This window comes from Pseudomonas frederiksbergensis (assembly GCF_017114915.1).
Classification (GTDB): domain Bacteria; phylum Pseudomonadota; class Gammaproteobacteria; order Pseudomonadales; family Pseudomonadaceae; genus Aquipseudomonas; species Aquipseudomonas frederiksbergensis_I.
The window spans coordinates 68,211-81,834 of sequence record NZ_JAAUOE010000016.1 but is presented as its reverse complement, the minus strand read 5'-3'; the positions used below and the strand labels follow the sequence as shown (position 1 = coordinate 81,834).

9 protein-coding genes are annotated in these 13,624 nt (G+C 58.6%); 6 read left to right on the top strand and 3 right to left on the bottom strand.

What is annotated here, in order from left to right; all coding sequences use genetic code 11:
* Nucleotides 1-37: 37 nt before the first annotated feature.
* The 5 genes from HCU66_RS14010 to HCU66_RS13990 are packed head-to-tail and all read left to right on the top strand — an operon-like array spanning nucleotide 38 to nucleotide 8,412.
* On the top strand, nucleotides 38-2,341 hold the full coding sequence (locus HCU66_RS14010; RefSeq protein WP_205889050.1) for an EAL domain-containing protein: 2,304 nt from the start codon (nucleotides 38-40) through the stop codon (nucleotides 2,339-2,341).
* Nucleotides 2,338-4,200, top strand: a complete 1,863-nt coding sequence (locus HCU66_RS14005; protein WP_205889049.1) for a putative bifunctional diguanylate cyclase/phosphodiesterase — start codon at nucleotides 2,338-2,340, stop codon at nucleotides 4,198-4,200. Before HCU66_RS14010 ends, HCU66_RS14005 begins: the two co-directional genes overlap by 4 nt.
* 44 nt (nucleotides 4,201-4,244) lie before the next feature.
* Nucleotides 4,245-5,204: a cytochrome-c peroxidase gene (locus HCU66_RS14000; RefSeq protein ID WP_205889048.1), complete on the top strand. Its 960-nt coding sequence runs from the start codon at nucleotides 4,245-4,247 to the stop codon at nucleotides 5,202-5,204.
* Nucleotides 5,201-7,009, top strand: a complete 1,809-nt coding sequence (locus HCU66_RS13995; RefSeq protein ID WP_205889047.1) for a DAHL domain-containing protein — start codon at nucleotides 5,201-5,203, stop codon at nucleotides 7,007-7,009. The genes HCU66_RS14000 and HCU66_RS13995 overlap by 4 nt, the downstream gene beginning before the upstream one ends.
* Nucleotides 7,006-8,412: an ATP-binding protein gene (locus HCU66_RS13990; RefSeq protein ID WP_205889046.1), complete on the top strand. Its 1,407-nt coding sequence runs from the start codon at nucleotides 7,006-7,008 to the stop codon at nucleotides 8,410-8,412. The genes HCU66_RS13995 and HCU66_RS13990 overlap by 4 nt, the downstream gene beginning before the upstream one ends.
* Before the next feature lie 140 nt (nucleotides 8,413-8,552).
* Here HCU66_RS13990 and HCU66_RS13985 read toward each other — a convergent pair whose 3' ends face one another.
* Genes HCU66_RS13985 through HCU66_RS13975 form a run of 3 tightly spaced genes read right to left on the bottom strand, consistent with a single transcriptional unit; the run spans nucleotide 8,553 to nucleotide 12,557 of the window.
* Nucleotides 8,553-10,109, bottom strand: a complete 1,557-nt coding sequence (locus tag HCU66_RS13985) for a glycosyltransferase family 39 protein (protein WP_205889045.1) — start codon at nucleotides 10,107-10,109, stop codon at nucleotides 8,553-8,555.
* A complete protein-coding gene (locus tag HCU66_RS13980) occupies nucleotides 10,106-11,614 on the bottom strand; it encodes a glucosyltransferase domain-containing protein (RefSeq protein ID WP_205889044.1) in 1,509 nt (502 codons plus the stop codon). The genes HCU66_RS13985 and HCU66_RS13980 overlap by 4 nt, the downstream gene beginning before the upstream one ends.
* Before the next feature lies 1 nt (nucleotide 11,615).
* Nucleotides 11,616-12,557 (bottom strand): glycosyltransferase, encoded by a 942-nt coding sequence (locus tag HCU66_RS13975; protein WP_205889043.1) that lies wholly within the window; start codon nucleotides 12,555-12,557, stop codon nucleotides 11,616-11,618.
* 457 nt (nucleotides 12,558-13,014) lie between these two features.
* On the opposite strand from HCU66_RS13975, the gene HCU66_RS13970 reads away from it, so the two are divergent.
* Nucleotides 13,015-13,473, top strand: coding sequence for an REP-associated tyrosine transposase (locus HCU66_RS13970; RefSeq protein ID WP_205889042.1), 459 nt, complete (start codon nucleotides 13,015-13,017; stop codon nucleotides 13,471-13,473).
* The last annotated feature ends 151 nt before the right edge of the window (nucleotides 13,474-13,624 follow it).

The window sequence follows — 13,624 nt, the reverse complement described above, 5'->3', positions numbered from 1 at the left end:
TGAGCCCATCGCACCAAACTGCTGTCGGTACAGACGCATGCCCGTGAGTACCCTGCTTGCGCGAGCTAACCGCCGGATTCTCATCGTCGATGACACCGCGTCGATCCACGAGGATTTCGCCAAGATTCTCAGACCGTCATCGATCATGGACGACAGCCTGGCCAGCGCCGAAAACGCCCTGTTCGGCACCGCAGTGACGGCATCGTCGCAAGGTTTCGTCATCGAATCCGCGTTTCAGGGCCGTGAGGCGCTGGACAAGGTCGAGACTGCGCTGGCGAATGACTCGCCCTACGCGATGGCCTTCATCGACATGCGCATGCCACCGGGCTGGGACGGCCTGGAAACCATCGAACGCTTGTGGCAGGTCGATCCCAAGCTGCAAGTGGCGCTCTGCACCGCCTATTCCGACTATTCCTGGGAAGACATCGACGAGCGCCTGGAACTGGGCGATCGCTTGCTGATCCTGAAAAAACCCTTCGATGCCATCGAGATCCGCCAGATGGCCAGCGCCTTGACCGCCAAGTGGCAAATGACCGAAGACGCGGCACTGAAGATGTCCCTGCTGGAGCAAGCGGTCGAGGAACGTACCCGGGAGCTGTCCGACGCCAACATCATCGTGCAGAACAGCCCGACCATTCTGTATCGGCTGCGGGGCGAACCGTCGTTTCCGTTGATGTACATCTCCCACAACATCACCAAATACGGGCACGTCGCGGCAACCCTGGTGGCTTCGTCCAACTGGGCGCAGGAACTGATCCATCCCGACGATCAAGCGAAAGTCGACACCGCCATGGCCCGGGTGCTGGATCGCCATGCGGCCGGCGCGTCCATCGAGTTCCGGATGCGCACCGGCGACGGTGACTGGCGCTGGGTCGAAAACCGCTATATCCCGGTGCGCGACGATGAAGGCCGGTTGTTGGAAGTCGAAGGCATCATCATCGACATCACCGAACGCAAACTGGCCGAGGAAAAGATCGCTCTGCTGGCCCGCACCGACGGGCTGACCGGCCTGGCCAACCGCGCAACGCTGATCGAACGGCTGCACCAGGCATTCGCCGCCGCCCGGCGCGGGGCCACCCCGTTCGCCATGTTTTACCTGGACCTGGATCACTTCAAACGGATCAACGACACACTGGGCCATCCGGTGGGCGACCTGTTGTTGCAGGAAGTCGCCCGCCGCATCAAAACCTGCGTACGGGAAAACGACGTGGTCGCCCGTCTCGGCGGCGACGAGTTCGCGATCCTGCAACTGGACGTCGGCGATCCGACCCAATCGGCGGCCCTGGCCGCCAAGGTCCGCGACGCACTGGTGCTGCCCTACTCCCTGGCCGGCAATGATGTGCGGGTCTCGGTCAGCATCGGCATCAGCAGCTACACCGAGCGCAGCTTCAGCGCCGACAGCCTGTTGACCCAGGCCGACATGGCGCTGTATCGCTCCAAGGAAAAGGGCCGCAACCAGTACCACTTCCATTCCGAGGAAATCAATCAGGAAGTGGTCGAGCGCATGACCATCGCCACCGACCTGAAAAAAGCCATCGAACGCGACGAACTCGAACTGCATTACTGGCCAGAAGTGGACTTGAGCAGTGGCAAGATCCTCGGCATGGAAGCGCAGGTCAGCTGGAACCACCCTCAGCGCGGGTTGCTGGAAGCCCCGGCGTTTCTGCCCGCTGCGGAAAAAACCGGCGCCATCGTCGCCCTCGGCCACTGGGTGCTGGAGCGTGCGTGTCGGCAAATGCGCCAGTGGCGCGACGAAGGCATGGCGCCACCGGTGGTGGCGATAAAACTGTCCCTGGCCCAGCTCAAGAGTGGTCCCGAGCTGATCTACGACGTGTTGCGCACCACCGCACGCTGGGAACTGTGCCCGTGGGACCTGCGTTTCGACGTGACCGAAGCGACCCTGGCCCAGACCAAGTGGACGCACAACGATATCCTGCCGCGCCTGCGTGAGTTGGGGGTGAAGATCGCCATCGATGACTTCGGCACCGAATACTCTTCGTTCGACTACCTCAAGACTTACCAGGTCAATCACCTGAAACTCGCTCAGGCGTTCATCGATAACGCCACCCGCGACGCAGCCAGTGCCACCACCTTGCGGGCCATCATCAATTTCGCCCGCGACGTCGGGATCGGCATCATCGCCGAAGGCGTCGAAACCCAGGAGCAACGCCGTTCGCTGATCGCCACCGGCTCACCGATGAATGCCCAGGGCTACTACTTCAGCAAAGCGGTCAGCAGCCAGCAGGCCGCCGAACTGTTGAAGGCCGGGAGCATCGTGCACACGCACGATCCCGGAGCGACTTCGGGCGATTCCAGGCGTGCCACGGAGGACAAGGAATGAAGACATCATTCGTCCAGGCCAACCGGCGCATCCTGATCATCGACGACACGCCCTCGATCCATGAGGACTTTCGCAAGATTCTCGGCGCCGACACCGAGGATGAACACACCCTCGCCGACACTGAAACCGCGCTGTTCGGCACCCAGCGACCGGCTCGGCCGGTATTCCAGCTCGACTCCGCTTATCAGGGCCAGGAGGCGCTCAAACTGGTCAAGCGTGCCCAGGCACAAGGTCGCCCTTACGCCATGGCGTTCACCGACATGCGCATGCCCCCGGGCTGGGACGGGCTGGAAACCATCGAACGGCTCTGGAAGGTCGATCCTCACCTGCAAATCGCACTGTGCACGGCCTTCTCCGATTACACCTGGGAAGCCATGGCCGAGCGACTGGAGTTCGGTGATCAGTTGCTGGTGTTGAAAAAACCCTTCGACAGTCTGGAAATCCGCCAGATGGCCAGCGCCCTGACCTGGAAGTGGCAGATGGCACAAGACGCGGCAGTGAAAGTACAGACCCTGGAGCAAACCATCGAAGCCCGGGTCCACGAGCTGCTCAAGGTGTCTCATCTGTTGCAGTACGACGTGTTGACCGAGTTGCCCAACAGCACTTTGCTGGGTGACCGGCTGAACCAGTCCCTCGCCCTGTCCAGGCGTCATGACAAACAACTGGCCGTGATGTTTCTGGGACTCGATCGCTTCAAGCGTATCAACAATGCGTTGGGTCACCCGACCGGTGACGAGATGCTCAAACGTGTCGGGCAAAGCCTGATGGCCTGCGTGCGCGCCTCCGACTCGGTGTTTCGCTACGGCTCCGATGAATTTGTGGTGGTCCTGGCGGACATCCATCACCCGCAACAGACCCAGGGCATCGCCGAAAAACTCTTGAACGCCATACGCGCGCCTCAACACATTGCCGGCCACGACCTGAGCGTGACCGCCAGCCTGGGCATCAGCATCTACCCCGATGACGGTTTCGATGCCATCGCCCTGATCAAGAAGGCCGAAACCGCGATGCGCAACGTCAAGGAAAGCGGCCCCAACGATTTCAGTTTTTTCATCGATGAGATGAACCAGCGCGCCCGGGAACAGCAAACCATCGAGTCGGGTATTCGCCTGGCGCTGGAGCGAGACGAATTTGTCCTGCATTACCAACCGAAACTTGACCTGGGCAGCGGCAAAGTGGTCGGCGCCGAGGCGTTGATCCGCTGGCAAAAACCGGGGCATGGCTGTATCTACCCGACAGACTTCATTGGTGTGGCCGAAGACAGCGGCCTGATCGTGCCCTTGAGCAAATGGGTGCTGGCCCAAGCCTGTCGACAAGCCCGTGCCTGGCAGGCGAATGGCCTGCCGGATCTGAGCATGTCGGTGAACGTGTCGGCCATCGATTTCCGCCAGCGGGATTTTGTCGAAGGCATCGAACAGATACTCCAGCAAACCAATATGGACCCCGCCTTGCTGGAGCTGGAAATCACCGAAGGCGTATTGATGCAGAACGTCGAGGCCACGATGGTCGCGCTGAATCGGCTCAAGGCTTTGGGGGTACGGCTGGCCATCGATGACTTCGGCACCGGCTATTCCAGCCTGAGTTACTTGCAACGGTTTCCCATCGATGTACTGAAAATCGACCAGTCATTCATTCGGGGTCTGGGCTGTGACAGCAATGACGCAGCCCTGGTCGGCGCCATCATCAGCCTGGGCAAGAGCCTCAATCTGACGGTCATTGCCGAAGGGGTGGAAACCCTCGAACAACTGAATTTTCTCAAGGCCCTCCAGTGCGAGGAAGGCCAGGGTTACTACTTCAGCAAAGCCGTGGCGCCGGACGCCTTCGTGCAATACCTGAGATCCGTAAAGCCCACCTTCTGAACGATGTGCAACGACACACAGGCCCTGCGCCAAGGAATCATAAGATGTCGCGCTCCTTCTACTACTTGCTCCTTGCACCTCTGTTCGGCTGTTGTCTGATAGCCAGTGGCGCACCGTTGGACGAACCGCTCAAACCCTTGCCCGCGGTGCCCGAGCAGAATCCCTTGCAAGTCGAACTCGGTCGCCGGTTGTTCAACGAACCACGGCTGTCGGTCAACAACAGCCTGTCCTGCGCCAGTTGCCATCGTCTGGAAAGCGGTGGTGCCGACGACAAAGCGTTGTCCATTGGCTTCAAAGGCGATCCCTTGACGATCAATACCCCGAGCGTGTTCAACGCGAGCCTGAACTTCCGGCAATTCTGGAATGGCCGGGCCGACACCCTGGAAGCACAGGCCCACGAAGTGGTGCAGAGCCCCAGTGAAATGGGCAGTCATTGGGAGCATGTCGTTCAGATACTGGCCGCTGATCCGGCTTACAAAAGCGCTTTCGCCAAGGCCTATCCCGACGGCGTGACCATGAACAATGTGCAAAAGGCCCTGGCCACCTACGAACGCACACTGATCAGCGCCAACTCGCGCTTCGACCAATACCTGCTGGGCAATACCGATATTCTCACGATCGAAGAAAAGTACGGCTACCAACGCTTCAAGGGCTATGGCTGCATCGCATGCCATCAGGGAGTGAACATCGGCGGCAACATGTTCCAGAAATTCGGGGTCATGGGCGATTACTTCCAGGTCCGGGGCAACCCCACCGAAGCCGATCTGGGCCGCTATCTGGTCACCAAGGCTGAAGAGGACCGCAACGTGTTCAAGGTGCCGAGCCTGCGCAACGTCGCCGTGACCGCGCCGTATTTTCACGACGGCTCGGCAAAAAACCTCGAAGAAGCGGTGGATGTGATGTTCAAGTTCCAGCTCGGTCGCGTGCCCTCTGATGAGGATAAGGCCTTGATCATAAAATTCCTCAAGACCCTGACCGGTGAGTGGGGAGGCAAACCTTTATGAAAACGCACCACCGTCGCAATCTGGCGTTGCTCAGTGGCGTGGCTTTGCTGCTGGCCTCGATGCTGTTGTTCCTGTATCTCAAGTCCAACTCGAACGAGGCATCGACCTACACCGAATCCCGGGATTTGATCGGCCGGATCAAACAGTTGAACGCGCAATGGGAAACCGAGATTCTCAAGGCCAGGATCGCCATCAGTCATAACTACGATCCGCTGGTGGCACCGCTGAGCGAGATGACACGCCTGTGGGAGCTGTTCGAGACCATGGAGTCCAATCACGGCCGCAACGACCCCATCTGGCATGCCAGCCATGATGCATACCACGCCGCCATCCAGGAAAAAACCAGGCTGGTGGAACAGTTCAAATCCCACAACGCGGTGCTGCGCAACTCACTGGCGTTTCTGCCGACTGCCGAAGACGACATCCAGCAACCGCTCGCCCAATTGCCGGATGAAGACAAGCTGCAACTGCAGAACATCGCCACCGACACTTACGACTTGCTGCTCAGCAGCCTGGAATTCGCCCAGGTCACCTCCGACGATAAAGCGGCGGATATTCTGCTGGGGCTGAACAATCTGGGGGTTAACAAGCAACGATTGCCGGAGCAGTTCCACAGCCCGATCGATATTTTGAGTAACCACGTCACTCTGATCCTGCGTGAGCAACCGGTGGTCAATCGATTACTGGAAGACATCGAAGCCATTCCGGTGGCCGAACGACTCGACGACATTACCGGCCTGCTGAACAAGGACCAGCAGCAAACCGATGCCATCGACCAGCGCTACCACTTCTACATGCTGGTGTTTTCGACGCTGTTGGTACTGGTGCTGGTGTACCTGGCGATTCGCCTGATGCGCAGCTTCGCGGAGATCAACCGGGTCAACAAGGAGTTGCAAACCGCCAATGACGTCCTCGAGCGACGGGTCGAAGAACGCACCCGCGAACTCAAGAATGCCCAGAGCGAATTGCTCGACACCGCGCGTCAGGCCGGGATGGCCGAAATCGCCACCAACGTGTTGCACAACGTCGGCAACGTGCTCAACAGCGTGAACATCTCGGCCGACCTGGTCACCCGCCGGCTGCGCAGCAGCAAGGCCCAGGGATTGGGCAAGGCGATGCAGCTGATCAACGAACATCAAAGCGACCTGGGCACCTTTCTGACCCAGAACGACAAAGGAAAACTGCTGCCTGGCTATTTGAATCAGCTGGTGGAGGCGATTGCCCTCGAGCAGCAAGACATGACCGATGAACTCGCGCAATTGAGCAAAAGCGTGGATCACATCAAAGACATCGTCGCCACCCAGCAGTCCTATGCGGGGGCCAACAGCCTGATGGAGCCGCTGTACATCAGCCAATTGCTCGAAGATGCCCTGCGCATGAACGCTGGCGCCCTGACCCGGCATCATGTCACGGTGGTCAAGGAGTACGGCGAGGTGCCGCAAGTGATGGGCGACAAGCACCGCTTGCTGCTGATCCTGATCAACCTGATCAGCAATGCCAAATACGCCATGGCCGACCCCAGCAACCGCACGCGGCAAATCACCCTTGGGGTAAAAGTCGTCGACGGCACGATCCTGCAGATCAGCGTCAAGGATGACGGTGAAGGCATTGCGCCGCAGAACATGACGCGGATCTTTGCCCACGGTTTCACCACCCGCAAGGATGGTCACGGCTTCGGCCTGCACAGCTGCGCCCTGGCCGCGATCGAGATGAACGGCCACCTCACCGTTCACAGTGACGGGCCGGGCAAAGGCGCGCTGTTCACCCTGCAGATTCCGTTGAAACCCGTGATGGAGGAAGCATGAGCGAGCTTTCGAACCGACGCATTCTGCTGATCGACGACACACCGTCCATCCATGATGATTTTCGCAAGATCCTCACCCCAACATCCGCACATCATGCAGAACTGGACGAAATGGAGGCCGCGCTGTTCGGCAGTGAAGTGAAATCCACCCACCTTCTGTTCGAGCTGGATTCGGCTTATGGCGGTCAGGAAGGTTTGGGCAAACTCATCCAGGCCTTACAGGAAAACCGCCCCTACGCCCTGGCCTTCGTCGACATGCGCATGCCTGAGGGCTGGGACGGTGCACAGACCATCGAACACCTGTGGCGGGAAGACCCGAGCCTGCAAGTGGTGGTGTGTACCGCCTATTCCGACTATTCGTGGGATGAATTGCTGGACCGCTTGCAGGCCCATGATCGCCTGCTGATTCTGAAAAAACCGTTCGACAACATTGAAGTCCAGCAGATGGCCAACACCCTGCTCACCAAATGGGACATGACCAAGCGGGCGTCGATTCAGATGAGCCATCTGGAGCATCTGGTGGAGCAGCGCACAACCGAGTTCAAGCAGGCCAGCGAAGCGTTGCAGCGGGAAATCGACGAGCGCAAACAACTGGAAAGCCAACTGGTGCAGGCGGAAAAACTCGCCTCCCTGGGGCAACTGGCAGCGGGTGTCGCCCATGAAATCAATAACCCCATCGGCTTCATTTCCTCCAACCTCGGCGCCCTCGACGGCTATTTCAGACAACTGCAAGACATGCTCGATGCCTATCGGGAGGCGGAGGCTGCCATTACCTCAAGCGAGGTCATCGAACGTCTCGGTCAGATGCGTGAACGGGTCGAACTGGAATTCCTGCGCGAAGACATTCCGCTGTTGATCAAGGAGTCCAAGGACGGCATCAACCGGGTCGGGCAGATCGTCAAGGACCTGAAGGACTTCTCCCGCGTCGACTCCAATCAGGAATGGCAGTGGGCCAATCTGCAACAAGGCATCGAGTCGACCTTGAACATCGTCGCCAATGAACTCAAGTACAAGGCCGATGTGGTGAAGGAGTATCAGGACCTGCCCGACATCGAATGCCTGCCGTCGCAGATCAATCAGGTGATCATGAACCTGATCGTCAACGCGTCTCAGGCCATGGGGCCGGAACGGGGCACCATCACACTGCGCACCGGGCTTGAAGGTGAAACGGTGTCGATCGAGGTGGCGGACACCGGATCAGGCATCGAGCCGGAATGCCTGCAGAAAATATTCGACCCGTTCTACACCACCAAACCGGTGGGCCAGGGGACCGGGCTCGGGTTGTCCCTGTCCTATGGCATCGTGAAAAAACACCGGGGTGATATTTCGGTGCGTAGCGAGGTCGGGGTGGGCACCACATTTCGGGTCGAGTTGCCGGTGCGCCAATCCAGGCTTACAGCATAAAGGTTTGATCGTTCCCACGCTCTGCGTGGGAATGCAGCCCGGGACGCTCCGCGTCCCAAGAGCGGACGCGGAGCGTCCATTGAGGCATTCCCACGCAGAGCGTGGGAACGATCGGTCATGCTCTGCGTGGGAACGATCGGTCAATCCGGATCAGCGCCAACCTCACCGGTGGGCGCACCCTCCCGGATAAACAAACGGGCCTCACTGTCCCCTTCTTTTAGCGTCAGCACCTGTTTCCAGTGTTTGGGAAACCAGGCGTCATGTTCAGGACGTGCGACGCCCGTTACCCACCAGATCCTTCTGGCATCCAGTTTCAGGGCTGAAAAATCGTTGAAGAAAATCGAGTGCAGATGACGGGGTATAAGCGCCCAACCACCGTATTCGGCGGTTCCCCAAAGGGTGCCTGTCGGTGTTTTGAAGACGTATAGCCTCGGCTGAATACCCATCGAGTTGTAGTACATGAACGGCAAGTACCAATACAGGTTATCCACAACGACTTCGTCACCCGGATGGACTTCGCGGCCGAGCCCCGCCACCACGGCGTCCAGCCTCGCGTCTCTGCGAATGATTGTGCCGTTCATCTCATCGGTTTGTGCATAAACCGCCGAAAGCCCATGGACTTCTGCCCACACCATGAAAGCCAGTGCGACAGCGCAAAGGGCGGCGTGGTGTTGACTCCATGTGTCCAGCGCGAGCGCAACGATAAGGGGCAACGCGGCGGCGGCGAACACCAGGTAGCGGGCATTGAAGATCGGAATGATCAGCGACACCAGAAACACGGTCAGTACCGGTACAAAGAAATAAGCCACCAGCAAGATGCGAAAAAATCGCTCATTGCGAGCCTTGAGCAGTACCGCAGCGGCGCAGACCACAATAAAAACCAAGGGCGTCATGCGCCATAAGTAACCGGCCGAACCCTCCATCACCACCAGTTGCCAAACGAAGGTCAGTACTGTTTGCCAAGTGAGCGGTGGTATCCACTCGAGCCCGTCCATTCGCAGCAATTGATTGATCAGAGGCGGTATCCACGGCAGGTACAACAACACAATGGCGCTGTTGGCCAATGTCCATGCACCAACAGACACCGTGCGCACGCGCCACCAACAAAGCCAATGCACCAACACACACAACGCGGCGAAGTAATGCGTATAGAACGCGGCCGTCATCAGCAGCACGTAAAACACCGGGTAACGCTTTTGCTCCGGCGCCTTGACCCAGCACACCAGCGCCACGGTCGCGCCCATCAGCCAGAAACCGAGCAAGGTGTACATTCGCACTTCCTGGCTGTAGCGCACCGATATCGGCAGCAGTGCCAACAACAATGCTGCTATCCAGGTCGCCCTTCGCGTGGCCATCAGGCTCATCAATTTAATGCACAGCAACAGCGTGCCGACATCGGCCAGGGCACTCAGGGACCGTGCAGCCAACACCCCGTTACCGAACAGCAACATCCAGAAATGCAGCAAGGCATAGTAAAGCGGCGGATGAACATCCCGCGCCGTCGTGGCCCAGATAAACGTAGGCGAACCCTCGGCCAGCAATATGCTGTAGGCCTCGTCGTACCAGATGACCGGCACGGTGATCGCGTGAAACCTCACGAACAATGCGATCGCCAGCACCGCCAGCAGACCCGCCCCATCGGCAATCAGGGATGAAAAACTTTTGGGATAAATCGAAGAGGCGCTCACCGGATTCACCACTTAAGCGTGGTGATCGGGACAGGTTCTTTCATCACGATGAAACCGTAATCGCCCAGCAGATAGAGGCGGTAGAACCTGTTATCCACCAGCGGTGGATAACCCTGGTAACCCACCAGGGTCGCGTTGCGCCGCTCCCTCTCCGCGACCACGTTGGTGATGCCCGCCTTCGGCAGGTTTTCCGCCAACATGTAGAAGTTGATGTTGAGCAGGTAATGCAACACCGGCATTTGCTTGAACGAGCCCGCGGCCCCCACCAGCCAGTGATCGGAATAACTCACCGACATATAAATGCGCCTGGCTTCGCGCAGTTGCCGATGGGACGCAATGTCATGCCCCAGGGAAAACAACGCGCTGGACGCAAAGGTGTTCTGTATTGTCAGCACACGACCATAGGCGTAGGACAGCGACAGCATGGTCAGCAGAGGAACCAACAACAACAGCGTCAGCCGATCATGGATGCGCTCCAGCGCCAGATGGCTCAAATAGAACAACAGCACCAACAGCACCGCGAACCCCATCAAGGTTCTGGCGCCTTCATTGAAGTCGCGGAAAAACAGCGCGGCCCCCGACACCAGCAAGATCACGGCCGGCACGGCCAGCACACACACCAGGCCTATCACCACTTTTCTCAACGCCGTGTCCTGGCGTGTCACCACGTTTCGGGTCAGCCGTACGCAGCCGGCGATGGCACACAACAGCAACACGGCGAACACCCAGGTGAATCCCCCGTGAAACAGCAACGCGACTTTTTCCAGCACGCGGCCGAAGTTGATTTCCAGTTGCCGCCAGGGCGCCGCCGCCCAGTTCAGCAACAAGGTGCGATTCTGATTCGTGTACGGATAAGCCGTGACGCTGTAGATCAACCCGCCAAGCCCTGCCTGGGCGATTTTCCAGCCGATCGACGCGTACCACTGCCGCCAGGCCCACTTGTCATTCGCGCCCCTGAGCAGTTCCAGGCAACACAGGCCCAGAAACACATTCAGGCTCACCTGATAGAGCCCCAGCGCCAGCGCAATCAGGAAGGCCGGCACCAGCCATTGCAGAATGCGCGAGGGATGACGAAATGTGATCGCGTAAATCACCGCCACCAGACTCAGGGTGATGGCCGGCCCGTCGTATTGATACGACAGGTTTTGCAGGAAGAACGGGTTGTACCAGAGCGGCAGCACCACCAGGCAGCAAGACAGCGTCGGCTGTGGGTAGTAATGGAACGTCAGGCGGGTCAAGGCAAAGGCCATGGCCAGCACTGCGATCAACAGCGGCAATGGAAAGATGTTCGGTGCGCCATCGCTGAAGGTCAGCGCGTTGTAAAACAGCTCGGTGAACAACCGCCCCTGCCCCGCCCAAGCCGTACCGGCGGCCAGGGTGCGCCAGTTGTCATCGATGTAGGGGTAGTCGGCGAGGATCAGCGGAAGGACATAAACCAGGGTCGCGATCAGAAAAAACAGCCAGACCCGCCGATACCCAAGTTCACTGCCAAAGAAGTCACTCAGTCTGCCCATGCTAGAGCCCGACCCGGTCTTTGCCGCCAACAACGTCCTTGATCACATAACGGGGCCGATGCTTGGCTTCGATGTAAATGCGCCCGACATACTCACCGAGGATGCCGATGCCGATCAGTTGTACGCCGCCCAGAAACAGGATGGCCGTCATCAACGAGGGATAACCGGGAACGCTGTTGCCGAAGAGAATCTTGTCCAGCACCATGTACACCGCGTACAGCACCGCGAAGATCGAAATGCCGCCACCGATGTAAGTCCACAACCGCAACGGCACGGTGCTGAACGAGGTAATGCCTTCCAGTGCCAGGTTCCACAGCCGCCAACCATTGAATTTACTGCTTCCCGCCACGCGCCGGGCCCGCTCGTATTCCACCACCACGGTGGTGAAACCGGCCCATGACAGAACGCCCTTCATGAACAACTGATGCTCGGGGAGCGCGCGAATCACATTGACCACCTTGCGGTCCATGAGCCGAAAGTCCCCGACGTTTTCTTCGATCCGGGTGTAGGAAATCCGGTTGAGCAAGTGGTAGAACATCGCCGCGCTGTGGCGTTTCAGATAACTGTCGCTGGCACGGTCCCGGCGTTTGGCGAGCACCACGTCGGCGCCCTTCTGCCACTCGGCAATCAACCGCGGGATGACACTGATCGGATCCTGCAGGTCCACGTCCATGGGGATCACCGCATCGCCGGTGGCGTATTCCAGGCCGGCAAACAACGCCGGTTCCTTGCCGAAGTTACGCGAGAAATTGATCAGCAATACTTGTTCATCGAGCTGGGCCAGGGCCTTGGCCTGCTCTGCCGTCTGGTCGGTACTGCCGTCATTGATGAACACGATCTCGACTTCATAAGGATCGAGTTTCAACTCACGGCGCACCGCCTGATAGAACAGACTGATTGCCTGCTCTTCATTGAATACCGGGACGATCAGCGAAACTTTCACGTTTCACACTCCTGAGAACCGAAGTGTAGATGCTCGCCAGATGCCATCAGGGGGAGTTCTGGTGCGCGAACAGTCCGGCAGACCGACGGCCACATCGTTCGCTATAAGCAGCTGAGACATTCGGTAATATCACGCCCCCCGTGGCGAGGGGGCTTGCCCCCGTTCGGCTGCGCAGCAGTCGTGAGTCCTATAAATGAGATGTGTCTGAAAAAATCCAGTGTTGCTGGTTTTTTGGGGACTGCTGCGCAGTCCAACGGGGGCAAGCCCCCTCGCCACAGCAAGCCCCCCATTGCCACAGAAGCCCCATTGCCACAACAGCCCCCTCAGCCTGCTCCTTCGCCGCAGTGAATCCTGCTCAAGAATCAGAATATTCACTCAGTAATTACGGCCCCACCTCTGACAGTCGAGTTCTAGCCTGAAAGGGTCAACTCGACTATTTATGCAAGGAAGCAATTGATTGCCTACTCAACCAAACTCCCATCGTCTGCGCCTTGGCAGAACCTCCGAAAACGGCCGCGCTTACCTCATCACCGCAGTTATTCACGAACGCCAACCCATATTTTCTGACTGGCGATTGGGACGTCTGCTCGTCGCAGAACTGCGTCGGGCTCACGACGCGGGTTTTGTGGATTCAATCGCCTGGGTTGTGATGCCCGATCATTTCCATTGGCTGATGCAACTGCAGGACAACAATCTGGGCAATGTTGTCGGCTCTACCAAGTCACGCTGCACTCAGGCAGTGAACAAAATGACCGGACGGCGTGGTCCACTATGGCAAACCGGCTATCACGACAGAGCAATCCGCGATGGCGAAGAACTTCTGCCGTTCGCTCGTTACATTGTTGCCAATCCATTGCGCGCAGGCCTGGTGGAAAAAATTGGCGATTACCCGTTGTGGGATGCCTGCTGGCTTTGAACCCTGTGGCGAGGGGGCTTGCCCCCGTTCGGCTGCGCAGCAGTCGTGAATCCTGTAAAAAATCCAGTGTTGCTGGTTTTTAGGGACTGCTGCGCAGTCCAACGGGGGCAAGCCCCCTCACCACAGCAAGCCCCCTCGCCACAGCAAGCCC